The organism is Hymenobacter sp. R533113 (assembly GCF_056835965.1).
Genome location: NZ_JAKWBD010000013.1, coordinates 266,785 through 282,749 on the forward strand (window position 1 = coordinate 266,785; position 15,965 = coordinate 282,749).

General features: G+C 53.9%; 13 protein-coding genes and 1 pseudogene. 7 read left to right on the forward strand and 7 right to left on the reverse strand.

The window, feature by feature from the left end:
- Positions 1-65: 65 nt before the first annotated feature.
- From argS to rocF, 3 genes are all read right to left on the reverse strand, one after another.
- Entirely contained in the window at positions 66-1,856 is a 1,791-nt protein-coding gene (argS, locus tag MKZ35_RS10150) for an arginine--tRNA ligase (RefSeq protein WP_482513184.1), read from the reverse strand.
- A gap of 80 nt (positions 1,857-1,936) precedes the next feature.
- Positions 1,937-2,383, reverse strand: coding sequence for a YbaY family lipoprotein (locus tag MKZ35_RS10155; RefSeq protein ID WP_482513185.1), 447 nt, complete (start codon positions 2,381-2,383; stop codon positions 1,937-1,939).
- Positions 2,384-2,578: 195 nt separating this feature from the next.
- On the reverse strand, positions 2,579-3,571 hold the full coding sequence (rocF, locus tag MKZ35_RS10160) for an arginase (RefSeq protein WP_482513186.1): 993 nt from the start codon (positions 3,569-3,571) through the stop codon (positions 2,579-2,581).
- Between the two features lie 285 nt (positions 3,572-3,856).
- Here rocF and MKZ35_RS10165 point away from each other — a divergent pair, with 285 nt between their 5' ends.
- Positions 3,857-5,266, forward strand: coding sequence for a type III PLP-dependent enzyme domain-containing protein (locus tag MKZ35_RS10165; RefSeq protein WP_482513187.1), 1,410 nt, complete (start codon positions 3,857-3,859; stop codon positions 5,264-5,266).
- 345 nt (positions 5,267-5,611) lie between these two features.
- The gene (locus MKZ35_RS10170) at positions 5,612-5,764 is read left to right on the forward strand and encodes a hypothetical protein (protein ID WP_482513188.1); all 153 of its coding nucleotides are present in this window, start codon (positions 5,612-5,614) and stop codon (positions 5,762-5,764) included.
- A 102-nt stretch (positions 5,765-5,866) separates the two neighbouring features.
- Here MKZ35_RS10170 and MKZ35_RS10175 read toward each other — a convergent pair whose 3' ends face one another.
- On the reverse strand, positions 5,867-6,406 hold the full coding sequence (locus MKZ35_RS10175; RefSeq protein ID WP_482513189.1) for a D-glycero-alpha-D-manno-heptose-1,7-bisphosphate 7-phosphatase: 540 nt from the start codon (positions 6,404-6,406) through the stop codon (positions 5,867-5,869).
- 165 nt (positions 6,407-6,571) lie between these two features.
- Between MKZ35_RS10175 and hemG the strand changes: the two genes are divergently transcribed.
- The 3 genes from hemG to MKZ35_RS10190 are packed head-to-tail and all read left to right on the forward strand — an operon-like array spanning position 6,572 to position 9,727.
- Positions 6,572-7,903, forward strand: coding sequence for a protoporphyrinogen oxidase (hemG, locus tag MKZ35_RS10180; RefSeq protein WP_482513190.1), 1,332 nt, complete (start codon positions 6,572-6,574; stop codon positions 7,901-7,903).
- A 26-nt stretch (positions 7,904-7,929) separates the two neighbouring features.
- Positions 7,930-8,724 (forward strand): polyprenol monophosphomannose synthase, encoded by a 795-nt coding sequence (locus tag MKZ35_RS10185; protein WP_482513191.1) that lies wholly within the window; start codon positions 7,930-7,932, stop codon positions 8,722-8,724.
- A 58-nt stretch (positions 8,725-8,782) separates the two neighbouring features.
- The gene (locus MKZ35_RS10190) at positions 8,783-9,727 is read left to right on the forward strand and encodes a TerC family protein (RefSeq protein ID WP_482513192.1); all 945 of its coding nucleotides are present in this window, start codon (positions 8,783-8,785) and stop codon (positions 9,725-9,727) included.
- 171 nt (positions 9,728-9,898) lie between these two features.
- On the opposite strand, the gene MKZ35_RS10195 is transcribed toward MKZ35_RS10190, so the two are convergent.
- Positions 9,899-12,049, reverse strand: coding sequence for a transglycosylase domain-containing protein (locus tag MKZ35_RS10195; protein ID WP_482513193.1), 2,151 nt, complete (start codon positions 12,047-12,049; stop codon positions 9,899-9,901).
- Positions 12,050-12,208: 159 nt separating this feature from the next.
- Between MKZ35_RS10195 and purB the strand changes: the two are divergent.
- Both purB and MKZ35_RS10205 read left to right on the forward strand, forming a co-directional pair.
- Positions 12,209-13,566 (forward strand): annotated as a pseudogene (purB, locus tag MKZ35_RS10200) (adenylosuccinate lyase).
- 97 nt (positions 13,567-13,663) lie between these two features.
- A complete protein-coding gene (locus MKZ35_RS10205) occupies positions 13,664-14,773 on the forward strand; it encodes a glycosyltransferase family 9 protein (protein WP_482513194.1) in 1,110 nt (369 codons plus the stop codon).
- Here the strand turns inward: MKZ35_RS10205 and MKZ35_RS10210 are convergent.
- Both MKZ35_RS10210 and MKZ35_RS10215 read right to left on the reverse strand, forming a co-directional pair.
- A complete protein-coding gene (locus tag MKZ35_RS10210) occupies positions 14,770-15,015 on the reverse strand; it encodes a glycosyltransferase (RefSeq protein WP_482513195.1) in 246 nt (81 codons plus the stop codon). The genes MKZ35_RS10205 and MKZ35_RS10210 overlap by 4 nt on opposite strands.
- Positions 15,016-15,047: 32 nt before the next feature.
- Entirely contained in the window at positions 15,048-15,893 is an 846-nt protein-coding gene (locus tag MKZ35_RS10215; protein ID WP_482513196.1) for a glycosyltransferase, read from the reverse strand.
- Positions 15,894-15,965: the final 72 nt, after the last annotated feature.

A 15,965-nucleotide genomic window follows, 5' to 3' on the forward strand; every position in this document is an offset into this window, starting at 1 on the left:
CGCCACGGCCCGCTCAATCATTGTTTTAACTGGAAAATCGAGACTGGCCGAAGCGCCGCTTCGGGTTACATACGCTCGGGTACCGTAATGCCCAGCAGGCGCATACCGGCTTTGATGGTTCGGCCGGTTTGGGCGGAAAGGGCCACACGGAAGCGGCGTTTTGTCTCGTTGGGCTCGCCAAACACGGGCACTTCGGTATAGAAGCGGTTGTAGGCTTTCGCCACTTCGTACACGTACTGCACCAGGATAGATGGAGCCATCAGATGGGCAGCCTCCGCCACGACACCAGGGTATCCGGCCAGCAGCTGTACGGCGTCGCGCTCGGTTTCGTGCAGACTTTCGGGGCCGTCAATTTGCCCCCCAGTCAGGCCTAGCTCGGTGGCTTTGCGCATAATGGCCGCAATACGGGCGTGGGTATACTGCACAAACGGCCCAGTGTTGCCCTGGAAGTTAATGCTCTCCTCGGGGTTGAAGAGCATGCGTTTTTTGGGGTCAACCTTCAGCAGAAAATACTTAAGCGCGCCCAGCGCCAACGTGTGGTAGAGCTGCTCGGCTTCCTCAGAGGCGAGACCCTCGATTTTACCTAGCTCCTGCGTAGTGCGGCGGGCGGTATCCACCATTTCCTGCACCAGCTCGTCGGCATCGACTACGGTTCCCTCGCGGGACTTCATGCGGCCGGAAGGTAAATCAACCATGCCGTAGCTCAGGTGATGAATGGCCGTGGCGTAGGGCTTGCCCAACTTGTGCAACACGCCCTGGAGCACCTGCATGTGGTAGTTCTGCTCGTCGGCAATAACGTAGACCGACGAATCGTAGTTGAAATCCTGGTATTTCAGCTCGGCCGTGCCCAGGTCCTGGGTGATATAGACACTGGTGCCGTCGGCGCGGAGCAGGAGTTTTTCGTCGAGGCCTTCCTCTTTCAGATCAACCCACACCGAGCCGTCATCTTTGCGGAAGAATACACCTTTCTGCAACCCTTCTTCCACGCGCTCTTTGCCCAGCAGATAGGTTTCGGACTCGTAATAGTATTTGTCGAAATCGACGCCGATGGTGCGGTAGGTTTCGTCGAAGCCTTCGTACACCCAGCCGTTCATTTGCTTCCACAGCGCCAGCACTTCCTCATCGCCCTGCTCCCACTGTTGCAGCATCCGTTGGGCCTCCGTCATGAGCGGAGCCCGGCGCTTGGCTATATCCTGCGCTACTCCTTCCGCTTCCAGCTGACGGATTTCCTCACGGTAATGACGCTCAAACAGCACGTAGTATTTGCCGATCAGATGATCACCCTTAATGCCGGAACTCTGCGGCGTTTCGCCCTGCCCGAAGCGCTGGTACGCCAGCATCGACTTGCAGATATGAATGCCCCGGTCGTTGATCAGGTTGGCCTTGGTAACGGTGGCGCCAGTGGCTTTTACAATCTCGGCCACCGAATAGCCCAGAAAAATATTGCGCAGGTGGCCCAGGTGCAGGGGCTTGTTGGTATTGGGCGATGAGTACTCGACGACCACGCGCTGGGGGCCATTGGAAGGCACGGGCGCATTGTCGGGCCGGGCCAGCATCTCGGCAAACTGTCGCAGCCACTCACTGTCAGCTATTTCCAGGTTCAGAAAGCCTTTCACTACGTTGAAGCCGCTCACGCGGGGCTCATTAGCGGCCAGCCATTCGCCCAGCGCCTGCCCTATCTGCTCCGGGCCTTTACCCAGGCTTTTGGTCAGCGAAAACGTCACGAGCGTAAAAGTGCCAGCGAATTCCTTGCGGGTGGGCTGAATAACCAGCTGCTCAGCCGCGACCGTGGCGCCAAATATCTGCTGAATGGCCGCGCTCAGCGCAGCTTTGATGTCTTGTTCGAGTTGTTGCACGGGGTGCGGAGAATTAGGAAGTTAAGCGGCACAAAAGTAGTGCAAGCTACGGCTTACCCTACGAAAAAGCCCCCAGCCACTTAATTGGGGCCAACTTGCTGAAGCACCAGGTCCACGCTGAGGGGGTTGCCGCGGGTAATTACGGGGTAGGCCTGGGTGGTGGTAAAGAGCAGTTTACCATCCGCCAGAATTTGCGCCCGCACGGCATACGTATTGCGCGCGTTGATTTGGGCCGGGTCGTAGCGCAGCAAAAACTCGTAGGGCACCTGCTTGCCCTCCGATGGGCGAAGGGTCAGGGAGTCGAGCACGGTGGCGGCCACATCGGCGAAGCTTACGTCCAGCAGCTGCACTTTCACAACGGCCGTGGGCGGTAGCGCCATCCGCTCGCGGTAGGTCACGGTGCCCGTAACGGCGGCACTTACGGTCTGGCCGGGCATATCGGCTTTCGGTTCGCGCTGCTGGGGCGTTACGGAGCAGGCACTTAGCGCCAAGGCCATTATTCCCAACCGCACCTTACTGAGCTTCATATTACCTGAGTTTTAGCCTGAACCTGAATTGAATATAAGGAAGCCGCCGCAGCTTTAGCAGTGGGAGCCACAGTTGCGCTTTAGAGTAAGCACCACGGGCAGCCAAAAAAGCCCCCCAACATCCCTCATTGAACGATACGCTTACTTTAACTCACTAAAGAAAACAGAGCCAAATTTAACCTTAGCGCTACTTCGTTACGTAGTGGCCCGGCTTTGGCGCGAGGTGGCATCGGCCAGGTGCAGATGATTTTGAATAGTATCGGTGGCCGCTTCCAGAATATCGAAGGCGTTCCGGGCCATCGTGTTTTCTGAGTCGAGCGTCGGGTTTATTTCCACCATCTCGAAGCACACTACCCGGTCATTATCCAGCAGAGCCTGGCATAAAGCAATAGCCTCTTCTACGTTGAGTCCTTCCTTCACGGGCGTGCCGGTGCCTTTGCTAAAGCGCGAATCCAGGGAGTCTACGTCGAAAGACACATATACTAAGTCGCAGAAGCGGAGGCGCTCATAAATTTCGCGGGCTACCTGCTTCGGACCTTTTTCTTTGAATTCCGCTAAGCCGAAGTTCTTGATGTTGTGGCGCTTGATTACTTCGTTTTCCTCATGCTCCGTATCGCGCACCACTACATACACGAGGTGGTCAGGGCTGAGCTTGGGGCCCGGCTCGCCCAGATTTTTAAGGCGGTTCCAGAAAAACTCCGTTTCAGGCTCCGGCACGTTGCGCTGGCACTCCAGATTATCCTCGTTCAGTGCCATGGCGATGGGCATACCGTGGATGTTACCCGAAGGCGTGGTGTAGGGCGAATGAATATCGGCGTGGGCATCTATCCACACCACGCCCAAGGTTTTGTGCGGATAGGCGGTTTTAATGCCCGCCAGGGTAGCCGCGGCGTTGGAATGGTCGCCGGCCAGCACTAGCGGAAATTCCCCGAGGCGTAATGTTTGTTCAACCGTGCTGGCAATGTTTTTCTGAACCGTATAAACGGAGTCGATGTGCTTGGCGTAAGGGAAGTGGTTTTTGTCGAACAGCACATGATTCAGGTCTGGTACAGCCACGGAATTGAAGCGGCGGAAATAATCAGAACCTTTGTTTAAACAGGCAATCCGTAGCGCATCTACGCCCAGACTGGCCCCGCGAGTCCCGGCCCCTAGCTCGGAGCAGACTTCGATGAGCTTAATAGGTTTCATAAAAGAACGATGCGCCGACAGCAACGGGCGGCTAAGGGCCTTGGCCGAATACCAGAGAGCAGGACCACGTCTCACCGCTCTCGCCCTGGGCGCCCCGCATCGGAGTACCCACCTACCGCTTATCTTTGCCGGCCTACAAAGGTGTGCAAAAGCCCGCACAAAGGCCAATTTGTTCTTACAATGGTTAAATGGTTGAATGGCCGAATGCCTGGTCGTTTAACGCGTGATGTAGAACGACCAATTATTTAGCCATTTAACCATTTAGCCATTCACCCCCTTCCCCTAATGGATACCTACCACGACCTGATTTCCCAAACCTTCGATTTCCCGACTGCCGATTTCACCGTCCAAAACAACGAGCTTCGCTTCCATGATATTCCCCTCATGGACATCGTGCGCAAGCACGGCACGCCGCTGCGCCTCACGTATCTGCCCAAAATCAGCTCCCAGATTCAGCGCGCCAAAACCTGGTTTGCCGACGCCATCGAGAAGATAGGCTACAATGGCACGTACACGTACAGCTACTGCACCAAATCGTCGCACTTCAGCTTTATCGTGGAAGAAGCGCTGAAAAATGATATTCATATCGAAACCTCCTCGTGGTTTGATATCAATATCGTGCGGGCTATGTATGCCAAAGACAAGCTCACGAAGGAGACGTACGTCATCTGCAATGGCTACAAGCGTGAGGAGTACAAGCGCGACATTGCGGACCTTATCAACGATGGGTTTGTGAACTGCATGCCCATTCTCGATAACCTGGGCGAAATAGATTACTACCACGATCATGTGCGTGAGAACTGCAGCGTAGGTATGCGGCTAGCCTCTGATGAAGAACCGCGCTTCCAGTTCTACACCTCACGTCTGGGTATTCGCTACGCCGACGCTATTCCACTGTATGAGCAGAAGATTAAGGAAGACCCGCGTTTTGAGCTCAAAATGCTGCATTACTTTATCAATACCGGCATCAAAGACACCAGCTATTACTGGTCGGAGCTGAGCCGTTTTGTGCACAAGTACTGTGAGCTGCGCCGGGTGTGCCCTACCCTTACCGCCATTGACATCGGCGGCGGTTTGCCCATTCAAACCAGCATTCAGCCAGAGTATGACTACCAGTATATGGTAGAAGAAATTCTACGCACCATTCAGCGCATCTGTGCGGAGGAAGGTGTGCCGGAACCGGACATTTTCACCGAGTTCGGTATTTTTACGGTAGGCGAAAGTGGCATGACCCTTTACTCTATTCTGGGCGAGAAGCTCCAGAACGATAAGGAGTTGTGGTACATGATTGACGGCTCTTTCATCACGAACCTGCCCGATACCTGGGCGCTGAATCAGCGCTTCATTATGCTGGCCCTGAACGGCTGGGAGAAGCGGTACAATAAAATCCAGCTGGGCGGCCTCACCTGCGATTCTCAGGACTATTACAACGCTGAAAAGCACATTTACCAGGTATTCCTGCCCGAGCTGCGCACCAAGAACCAGGAAACTATTGAGCCGCAGTATGTAGGATTTTTTCACACCGGCGCTTACCAAGAAAGTCTATCGGGTTACGGCGGCATCAAGCATTGCCTGATTCCAGCTCCCAAGCACGTCATCCTTGACCGCGATGCTGATGGCACTTTGCTGGATTGGGAGTTCGCGCCGGAGCAGAACAGCGACAGTATGATGCGTATTCTGGGCTATCAGCATTAGCATTGCAGATTGAACTGAGCGCCTGATTTCTTAAATAGTATCCACTGACATACAAAAAGCCCCCCAGGTCGCCTTGGGGGGCTTTTTTTATATTGGGTAGAGAGCGTTCGAAGCTGTCAGGGGTACAAAGCTCGCACAAGCTCCAACAATGGTGTCGGTAAATGATTATTAGTAAAGTCTAAAGTGAGCTAAAAGCTGTAAAACGTTTCCTAATGTTAATTTTGAGTAGCCTCTGAATAATTCATACCTTCATAGATAATTAAAATAACGCCTGAGCGTTATCGGGCATAACATTTGAGGAATGCATTATCTGCGTCCGAATCTCCTCACATCTTGTATTTTATCATGAAAAAAATGCTTATAGTAGCCGTTGTCGGGCTGGTAGGCCTGGGCTCGTGCCGCACTAAGTGCCCGGCTTACTCTTCTACTAAGCCTGCTACTCAGGTTTCGTCTTCCATTACGGCCAGCGCTGAACAGACTCCTGCTGCTCGGCAGTAAGTTGCTAAGTGTTCTGCTACACGCACCAAAGCCGGCCTTCCTTTAGCGGGAGACCGGCTTTGGTGCGTGTAGAAAGCAGGCAAACGGTAAGGCCTTACATCATTAGGCCCCATTAAGAATAAGGTCGGTAGCGCCAACCAGATCATTGGCCTGCACTAAACTAGGGTGAAGCGTGGGGTCACCGACTAAAATGCCCCGTACCCCGGCCCGAGCGCCGGCCTCCAGGTCGCGGAGTCGGTCGCCGATTATCCAGCACTGAGCCGGATCAAGATGAAATCGGGCGAGACCTTTTTCCAACATTAAGGAATCCGGTTTGCGCCGCAGCGACTCGCTCACCGAAGGGTGCGCTGAAGCGAAATAAAGAGCATCAAGTGCATTATTGCAGGCCGCTTGCAGCTTGGCGTGGCAGGCCTTTACCTCGGCGGCCGTGTACAAGCCTTTGGCAATGCCGGCCTGGTTAGTCACTACAATCAGATAATAGCCAGCTGCCTTGAGACGCGCGAGACTCTCGGGCACGCCTTCCAATATCTCAAAGTCCTCTAGGCGCCACACGTATTCGCCGATTTCTTTGTTTAACACCCCATCGCGGTCCAGAAAAATGGCTTTGGCGCGGGAGGAAACAGCAATTTGCGGGTTATTCATCGGCATAAAGCTACGGATTCTGGCTGGGGGGCAAATTAGCAGCCTACCTTTGACGCCACTGCCAACAAAGGGCATTTATTAGCCGCATTATGTGTTTGTGAAAGTGTTGCTATTTGGGGCACTATTCAGCTCGCATAATGCAGTAACATTTACTTTTTGCTGACTATGAAAGTCGCTATTCTGGGAGGAGGAATTTCGGGGCTTACACTCGCTTTTTATCTGCAAAAAGCCGGCATTGCTTACGATTTGTTTGAGGGTAATGAGACGCTGGGGGGCAATTTGCGCACTGAGCGCCGTGACGGCTACTTGCTCGAAACCGGCCCCAACTCCCTCCAGCTCAGCGACGAGCTGCGCGACCTGCTCGATGACCTGAACCTCACCAACGAAATTCAGGACACGGCCGCCGTAAGCGCCAATCGTTATGTATTGCGTAATGGGCGCTACCATCGTCTGCCGGCTTCACCTCCCGCCTTGCTCACCAGTGGTTTTTTTAGCTTAAAAGCCAAGCTAAATCTGCTGCGCGAGTTGACCCGCCCTGCTGTCCCCTCCGATACCCAAGAGACGTTGGGGGGCTTTTTTCGGCGTCGCTTTGGCTCCGAAGTCGTGGATTATGCGCTTAATCCGTTCATTTCGGGCATTTATGCCGGCGACCCGGAGCAACTGCTACTGCACAAGACTTTCCCCAAACTTGCTGCCCTGGAGCAAACCCACGGATCGGTACTGCGCGGCTTGGCCAAATCGGGCGGGGCGGGCGGGCGGCGCAAAATCTTCTCTCTGCGCGGCGGCCTTCAAACCCTGGCCCTAGCCCTTACCAACCACCTCACGCACCGCCACCCCGGCCAAACGGTTACAGGCCTGACGCGTGATGCGGCGGGAAAATACCACGTTCAAACGGCTCGGGGGGCTTTTTCGGATGACTCCTACGATCTGGTGGTCCTGGCCCTGCCAGCCTACGCTGCCGCGCCGTTGCTAAAACCACTTTTCCCGGAAGCGGCTTCGGCTCTGGCCTCTGTGAATTATCCGCCAATGGCGGCCGTATTCACCGCCTACCGCCGTACCGATGTGACCCACCCGCTTGATGGCTTTGGGGCGCTTCACCCAAAGGTGGAGCAGCCCTACGCAGCCGGCAGCATCTGGACCAGCTCTATCTTTCCCGACCGTTGCCCCTCCGATCAGGTACTGTTTACCACCTTCGTGGGTGGCAGCCAGTATGCAGAGCAGGCCGGACAAACGGCCCTAGAGCAAAAAGCGGCCGTACATACGGAATTGAGCCGTTTTTATGGCATAAAGGGCGCTCCACTCTGGCAGCACCAATACTACTGGGCCAGGGCCATTCCACAATTTGACACGCATATTGTAGCGGCTCATGCCGCTGCCGATGCTCTGGCGGTCCAGGGCATAGAGTCTGTGGCCAATTGGCGGGCCGGTGTGGGCGTGCCCGACTGTGTGCGCTACGCTCGCCGAATGGCAGAAAAAATCGCCGAAAGTGCAGCTTGAGTGCCTATATTTCTATCTTTGATCCAATGAACGATGGGCTGGTTCTGATTCCGACGTATAACGAGCGCGAAAACGCGGAGTTGATTATTCGCAAGGTATTCTCGTTGCCTAAAGCCTTCGACGTACTTATCATCGATGATGGCTCGCCTGACGGCACCGCTCAGGTTGTGCAAAAATTGCAAAGCGAGTTTCCTGACCGCCTGTTTCTGGAGGAGCGGCGCGGTAAGCTGGGCTTAGGCACGGCCTATATTCATGGCTTCCGCTGGGCTCTAAAGCACGGCTATAGCTACATATTTGAGATGGACGCGGACTTCTCGCACAATCCCGATGACTTACAGCGCTTGTATGAAGCCTGCACCACGGAGAGCTACGACATGGCCATCGGCAGTCGCTACTGCCAGGGCGTAAACGTCGTCAACTGGCCCATGGATCGGGTGCTGATGTCGTGGTTTGCCTCCGCGTATGTTCGCTTCATTACCGGTATGCCCATTGCCGATGCTACGGCGGGCTTCAAATGCTATTCGGCGGAAGTACTGCGCACTATTGAGCTCGACCGCATCCGCTTTGTGGGTTACGCTTTTCAGATTGAGATGAAATGGCTGGCCTACAAGTATGGCTTCCGTATTAAAGAAGTCCCGATCATCTTCACCGACCGCACCCGCGGCACTTCCAAGATGTCGAAGGGCATTTTTAAGGAAGCGTTTTTTGGCGTCGTGCAGATGAAAGTGGCCAGTTGGTTTCGCCGCTTCGACCGGACTTTATCAGTCAGCCCCGACGCTATTTCAGTTCCGACCGCAACCCCGGCCCGCCAAACCAGGTAAGGCACCTACGGCGGAGTTGCTGCCAGGCAGCGGTCTAGTATCTACCTACTAACAACGAATGGAAAATACCCCCGCCTTTTGGGTTGGCTTCAACGTCTTTGTATTAGCAATGCTAATGCTGGATTTGCTGGTGTTCAACCGCAAGGCCCATGTGGTAAAAATGCGTGAAGCCCTGGGTTGGAGCGCGTTCTGGATTGCCCTTTCCCTTACTTTCAATTACCTCGTGTATCGCACGATGGGCCAACAGGCCGGGCTGGAGTTTCTCACCGGCTACCTGATTGAGAAGTCCCTGAGCGTGGACAACCTGTTCGTGTTTTTGCTCATTTTCAGCTACTTCAAGGTTCCGCAACAGTACCAGCACAAAATCCTTTTTTGGGGAATTATCGGAGCCTTGGTGTTGCGGGCAATATTTATTCTGGTGGGGGCAGCGCTGCTGGCCAAATTTCACTTCCTGCTGTATGTGCTGGGCGCGTTCCTGATTTATACCGGCATAAAGATGGCCACCAGCGGCAGTGAGCCCGAAATTGATCCGGACAACAATCCAGTGGTCAAGTTCCTGAGCCGCTACATGCCCATTACCAGTAAGATAGAGGACGGCCGTTTTTTCGTGCGCAAGGAAAATCTGCTCTTCGCTACCCCACTGTTCGTAGTGTTGGTGATGGTCGAAACAACAGACGTCGTATTTGCCGCCGATTCCATTCCCGCGATTCTCGCCGTCTCCCGCGACACATTTATTGTGTACACTTCTAATGTGTTTGCGCTCTTGGGGCTACGGGCTTTGTATTTCGCTTTGGAAGGTCTCATGCGGCTTTTCCACTATCTGCACTACGGCTTATCGCTCATCCTGATCTTTATCGGTTTCAAGCTCTTGGTTACTGATTACCTCCATATTCCCATGGCAATTTCGTTGGGAGTAGTAGGCTTCATTCTGGCCGTATCAGTCATTGTATCCTTGGCCTTGCCTAAGAAGGAAGAGGAAGATACTTTGCCATTGCCTAAGTAGCGTAGCGCCGCAAAAAAAGCCCCCCAGAAACATCTCTGGGGGGCTTTTTTTGCGGCACTACGCTACTTAGGCTTACAACATTACTTAGTAGTTTCTCTGCCAAATGATGTTAAGACAGGAACTGATAGTAGCTCTCTCTTATCAACTAACCCGAGCAGAGCATCTACTTTATTAGGGCTGTTGCGGCGTTGGGGCAGGTGTATTATTATCTTCTTGATTGGGCGCGGTGGTGTTTACACCCGCATCCGGCGTCGTATTGCCGCCGAGCAAATCAATCAGGTTCAGAGGCTCAAACTGCGCGGAGTCGGCAGGCGCGAAGGCCCGGACGGTATCCACGGCCGTCACGATGTACTTGCGCGCCGGGCCATTGAGCGCCACACCCAACGACAGATCATCATAAGCGCCTTGCGAAATCATGCCACGGTTGGCCATAATGCCGGCGATGAGCCGGTAGAAATAGCGCGCACTACCCCGCAGATTACCGTAGCTGTCGAAGGAGTAGCGGTAGAACTTGGGCTTGGGCACAATGCTAGCCAGGTACAAGCTCTCAGACAAGTTCAGCTCGTCGGGCGATTTGGCGAAGTAAAACCGCGCCGCATCCGTTACCCCGTACACTTTAGGTCCCCACTCAATAATATTGAGATATACCTCAAACATGCGCTCCTTCGACGCCAAACGCGTGTTTTCGATAATCCACACAATCAGGGTTTCCTCCACTTTCCGAGCTAGGGTCTTCTTGCGAGTCAGAAACACGTTTTTAACCAGCTGCATCGAAATTGTACTGCCGCCGCGTGCGAAGCGCTTCTCCTTAATGTTTTGAATGGCCGACTTTACAAAGGCTCTTTCCATAAAGCCTTTATGCGTGAAAAAGCGCGGGTCTTCGGCCGTTAGGATGGCGTTTTTGAGGTGATTCGAAATTTGATTGAAAGGCGTAAAATCCCGGTTGGGAGGCCCTACGGCAAACGTGCGAATCGAGTCGCCTTTATCGTTGTAAGCCGTATAGGCAAAAGCCCGGTTGAGCTTGCTCAGGTCTTCATTACCCCAACGGGTAATCCGAAAGTTTTTGCTCCGCAACGTTGAGTTAAACTTCAGGCTATCAAGCTTATTCATATCCAGCGCTGCCTGGAGGCTATAGGTAAGCGTGCCTTCCCCCTTCGTTCCTTCTAGGGTCTCAAACATGCCCTCCGGCAGCGAAGCGAAAAAGTCGTTGGCCGTCGTTTCCGTTGACTTAATATCAGCACTGAACTGCAAGCCAGCCAATAAATCTTTGCGGGAGGTTAGCCCGTTCAGCTTTTTGCCAATGCGACGCTGCTGAACAGGCAGTTTGCGCAAGCTGATGGCGGGGTAAAACACCATTTTATTCAGCGTCACCTTTGTGCCCTTATCCAGCGAGAAAGCCCCCTGGCCCAGCGTAGCCACAAAGTCCATAACTCCACTGCGCACCACAATATCCCGATCAGAAAGCTTGGCCTGATAGACGGCAAAGTTGCTGGCTGCCGCCGCGCCGCGCAGGGTTAGCTCATCGTCGTCTAACTCCTTATCGGTCAGACTAAAACGTAGCGTATCAAACTGCACGCGAGCCTTGTAGCGCTGCTGTAGATAAGGGAACACCACCGGCCGCTTGTTCAGGCCATATACCTTGGCCTGCACCGCGTAGTCGCGGGGCTCTACGCGCCCCTGAATGCCTACTCTGTTCTCGACGGAATCGAAAGTAGCTGTCAGCTGGCCCGCGATGTTGCCATCCTCAATCGTGAGGCGGGGCATAGAAATGGTCGCCGCGTGTCCTGGGCTGCGGTAGGTAACAAGGAAGTTCTTAAAGTCAGCCTCAGCGGGAAGATTGTCAAATCCGGCCTCAATAAGTTGATTTAACAACAGGCCATAATTAGTGCCTTGCGTGGTATCGCGGGCTACAGTGGCCGGGCGCCTTTTGGTTTTGTAGAGGAAGGAAAAGTTATCGGTAGCAGCCGTTTTAAGTGCCGTCAGTTGGGCATCGTCGATCTGTAAGTTGCTGAATACCGGCCGCCCCGCGAACAACGAGCGGGCGCTGAGCGAAGCATTGATACTACGAGCACGCAACAGCGTATCCTTGCCCGTAGGCACCAGCGACACACCATCAATACGCACGGTATTGAAGTCAATAAACTTAGCCGGCCCAAGGGTAAGCCGCGCGGGGTACTTGCGCTCTACCCGCGTTTTGACCTGTGCAAGAGCGTAGTCCAGCAGTTGCTGGCGCTTCAGAAAGAATATGCCAACGGCGCCGGCCAACAGCAGCACGAGAATGCCGAAGCCAAGGGCGATTTTTTTCTTAGTAGCAGGAGTCACGCGAATAATCAGGGAGAGGATATCGCGACCAGGCTCTGCGAATTTCGCGCCGAACCCACGGCCGCACGAGCCCCAAAGGTAGCGAAAAGCCGCACGCGGCGTTTATGGTAGCGCGGGCGCATTCGCTACCTTTGGCCCTTCCGAACTTTTCTGCTCCTCATGTCTGCCCCTGACACTGCGCTTTCACCGCTCACCGCTCTCTCCCCCTCGATGGCCGCTACCACCGCCAGACGGCCCCGTTAGCGCCCTATTTCTCCGAGCTGGCGCTGATTCGCTACCGGGTCCGGGTAGAAGTGGAATACTTTATCGCGCTTTGCGAGCTGCCGCTACCCCAACTAACCGGTGTCGATTCTGCGCTATTTAAGCCTCTACGCGCTATTTATGAGATGTTTTCTGCTGATGAAGCCGAGGTGGTGAAAGCCCATGAGCGCGTGACGAATCACGACGTGAAAGCGGTTGAATATTTCTTGCGCGACCAGTTCTCATCCTTGGGGCTAGGCAATTACTTGGAGTTTATTCACTTTGGCCTCACCTCCCAGGACATTAACAATACCGCTATTCCGTTGAGCCTGCGCGAGGCTCTGACAGAAACAATTTTGCCGCAATACGCTGGCCTGCAACAGCATCTGCAGGAGCTTTCCCAAACCTGGGGGGCAATTCCGATGCTGGCTCGCACCCACGGTCAGCCTGCCTCCCCCACCCGCTTGGGAAAAGAAATTGAAGTATTTGCTGCCCGGCTGACAGCCCAGTTAGCGCTGCTGGCTCAGGTGCCGTACGGAGCTAAGTTCGGAGGCGCCACCGGCAACTTCAATGCGCATCACGTGGCCTATCCAATGGTAGACTGGAAGACGTTTGCGGACCAGTTCGTGAACACCACGTTAGGCCTGCATCGGAGCCACCCGACTACCCAGATTGAGCATTACGACCACTTAGCCGCTACCTGCGACGGCTTAAAACGGCTGAATACCATTCTGATTGACTTTGCCCGCGACGTGTGGCAGTACATTTCGCTAGGGTATTTCCGTCAGACCATTAAAGCCGGCGAAGTAGGTTCTTCGGCTATGCCGCACAAGGTGAATCCTATTGATTTTGAAAATGCTGAAGGCAACCTGGGAGTAGCTAATGCTTTGTTGGAGCATTTAGCTGCTAAGCTGCCCATTTCCCGCCTTCAGCGCGACCTTACCGACTCCACGGTACTCCGAAACCTGGGCGTGCCACTTGGCCATACGCTGCTGGCGCTCAACTCCTTGCAGCGCGGTTTAAGCAAGTTGGCGCTCGATGAAGACGCTCTGCGCCGCGACCTTAACGCCAACTGGCCCGTGGTAGCTGAGGCTATTCAAACAATCCTGCGCCGCGAGAACTACCCTGATCCTTACAATGCTCTTAAAGCTCTTACTCGCACTCACGGCCCCATTACTGAGCAAACTATTCGGGAGTTCATCGAGACCTTAACGGTGAGCGAAGAAGTGAAAGCCGAACTAAGAAGCATTTCGCCCATGAATTATGTGGGTATTTAACAGTCATTGACCAGCGATTTTAGCTGGATCATGAATGACAGTTACAGTCGGCAGACCGTAGAAAAACAAAAGATAACTTCAGCTTTCTATTCCTTCAATGCCTGAACTCAACGGCATCCTCGTTCATCCTGACTGCCGCCATTTCCGCGGCGATGTGCCCTGTCGGCCTAATAAAGAACATGGCTACCAATGCGCCGGCTGCCCCGTGTACGCGCCTACCCAGGAGCGCATTCTCATCATCAAGCTCGGTGCCATCGGCGACGTGATTCGCACGACGCCGCTCCTGCGCCGGCTTCGCCAGGAATATCCGGCTGCTAAAATCACCTGGCTCACGCACACGCCCGCTATTTTGCCCCCCAGCGCCGTCGATGAGATTCTGAAGCTGGACTTGGCTAACGTGCTCCATCTGCAAGCCCGCGAGTTTGAAATCGTATTTAATCTGGACAAAGACAAAGAAGCCTGCGCCCTGCACGATACCATGCGAGCGGTTCAAAAATTTGGCTACACGCTGCTTCCCAATGGTGTGCCCTGGCCCGGCAATACGCTGGCCAATCACAAATTTCTTACGGGCGTATTTGATGAGCTGAGCTTGCAAAATCAGAAGCCCTATGTGCAAGAGATTTTTGAGCTATGCGGCTATGAGTTTCGGGGCGAAGAATACGTTTTCGATAATCATGATGACAAAGGGTACCGCTGGAATGCATTACCAGTAAGTGGTCCGCGCATCGGTCTCAATACCGGCTGCGGCGACCGGTGGACCACGCGCTTATGGTCTGATACACATTGGATTGAGTTGATCTCGCAGCTTCAGCAAGCTGGCTATACTCCAGTGTTACTCGGTGGCGCTGCCGAAGATGAACGCAACCAGCGCCTGCACGTGGCTACCGGAGCCGCTTATCTAGGCACGTTTCCGTTGGAGCAGTTTATTAATTTGATGCAGCAAATGGATTTGGTCGTGACTCAGGTTACGATGGCTATGCACATTAGTATTGCTCTTGGGAAGCCAACGGTGCTGATGAACAACATTTTCAATCCCCACGAATTTGACCTCTACGGCCGCGGTCAGATCGTGCAACCCGACCGGCAGTGCGTCTGCTTTTACCGCGGCACTTGTAAGTTAGGTACGAGTTGCATGGAAGATTTGCCCCCCAGTAAGGTTTTTGCAGCCGTGCAGGCGTCATTACCTGCTTCGGCTATGCATGGCTAGTTTGCCACGGCTTTAAGTGCTGTTACCATCTCACTCCAGGAGAATTGCTTTTTACACTCCCGCACACCAGCCGTAAACTTTTCCTCTCGTTGGTTTTGGTAAAAATCAACCAAGGCGTCGGCAATAGCTTTGGGTTGGGCTTTGGTCACGTAGCCCACTTCACCATCAGGTATCAATTCCGATAAGCCACCTACATCAGTAACCAGCATGGGGCGTTCAAAGTGGTAAGCAATCTGGGACACACCGCTTTGCGTTGCGTTTTTGTAAGGTTGGACTACCAAGTCGGCGGCACAAAAAAGTCGGCCACGCGCTCATTAGGGATAAAATCGGTAGCACGCACTAAGCGTTCTTCCAATTTATAGCTCTTAATAAGAGCATCGTAGGGTGCCGCGGGCTCATAAAACTCACCGGCAATAATAAGCTTAACTGGTAAGGTGCGGAACCGCTCATCAGCGAAGGCTTCGAGCAAAAGGTCTAATCCCTTATAGGCCCGAATGAAGCCAAAAAATAGAATGTAGCGAAAATCTGTGCTGAGATTTAATGCCTTCAGGGCCTCAGCTTTTGACTTCAAAGGGCCAAAGTTATCGTACAGCGGGTGCGGCTGGTAGCGGGCCGGCTGATTGAAATGCAGCCGGCGCAGATCGGCCAGCACGGAGCGTGACATCGTTACAAAACCGTGACAGGCAGACAGGAAATAGCGCGTCAGGGGCCGGTCACCGGGGCGTTTTTCGTGCGGAATTATATTGTCGGTGATGGCCACTACGCGCGTATGGCGGTTACGAGTAATAAGGCGGGCAATGGTACCCAGCGCTGGACCCATAAACGGCAGCCAGAAGCGGAACACGACCAAATCGGGCTTTTCGCGGCGCAGCCGATTACCTACGCGCCACCACGATACAGGGCTCACTGAATTGATACTAACCTCAATCTGCAAGTCCTGGGGGGCTTTTTCTGTACTAAACTGCGTTTGCCCCGGAAACAGAAAGCCTGGATATTGTAAGCTGAACGTAACCAGCCGAACCTCGTCGCCGGCTTCGCCGAAAGCCCGCGCTAATCGCTCGTTGTAAGTAGCTAATCCACCCCGTAACGGATACGCTGGCCCAATAATGACGACGCGCATAGTTTCAGCTTAGCTTGAATGGATAAAGAAATAGCCCGTGATCAGCAAGGCTTGACGCCTCCTAGTCACGGG

What these genes read in the sequence shown, in the direction of transcription:
- MKZ35_RS10205 (WP_482513194.1), top strand. Translation starts at nt 13,664, where the DNA reads ATGCCTGAACTCAACGGCATCCTCGTTCATCCTGACTGCCGCCATTTC.
- MKZ35_RS10175 (WP_482513189.1), bottom strand. Translation starts at nt 6,406, where the DNA reads ATGAATAACCCGCAAATTGCTGTTTCCTCCCGCGCCAAAGCCATTTTT.
- MKZ35_RS10165 (WP_482513187.1), top strand. Translation starts at nt 3,857, where the DNA reads ATGGATACCTACCACGACCTGATTTCCCAAACCTTCGATTTCCCGACT.
- hemG (WP_482513190.1), top strand. Translation starts at nt 6,572, where the DNA reads ATGAAAGTCGCTATTCTGGGAGGAGGAATTTCGGGGCTTACACTCGCT.
- MKZ35_RS10215 (WP_482513196.1), bottom strand. Translation starts at nt 15,893, where the DNA reads ATGCGCGTCGTCATTATTGGGCCAGCGTATCCGTTACGGGGTGGATTA.
- rocF (WP_482513186.1), bottom strand. Translation starts at nt 3,571, where the DNA reads ATGAAACCTATTAAGCTCATCGAAGTCTGCTCCGAGCTAGGGGCCGGG.
- MKZ35_RS10155 (WP_482513185.1), bottom strand. Translation starts at nt 2,383, where the DNA reads ATGAAGCTCAGTAAGGTGCGGTTGGGAATAATGGCCTTGGCGCTAAGT.
- MKZ35_RS10190 (WP_482513192.1), top strand. Translation starts at nt 8,783, where the DNA reads ATGGAAAATACCCCCGCCTTTTGGGTTGGCTTCAACGTCTTTGTATTA.
- MKZ35_RS10185 (WP_482513191.1), top strand. Translation starts at nt 7,930, where the DNA reads ATGAACGATGGGCTGGTTCTGATTCCGACGTATAACGAGCGCGAAAAC.
- MKZ35_RS10170 (WP_482513188.1), top strand. Translation starts at nt 5,612, where the DNA reads ATGAAAAAAATGCTTATAGTAGCCGTTGTCGGGCTGGTAGGCCTGGGC.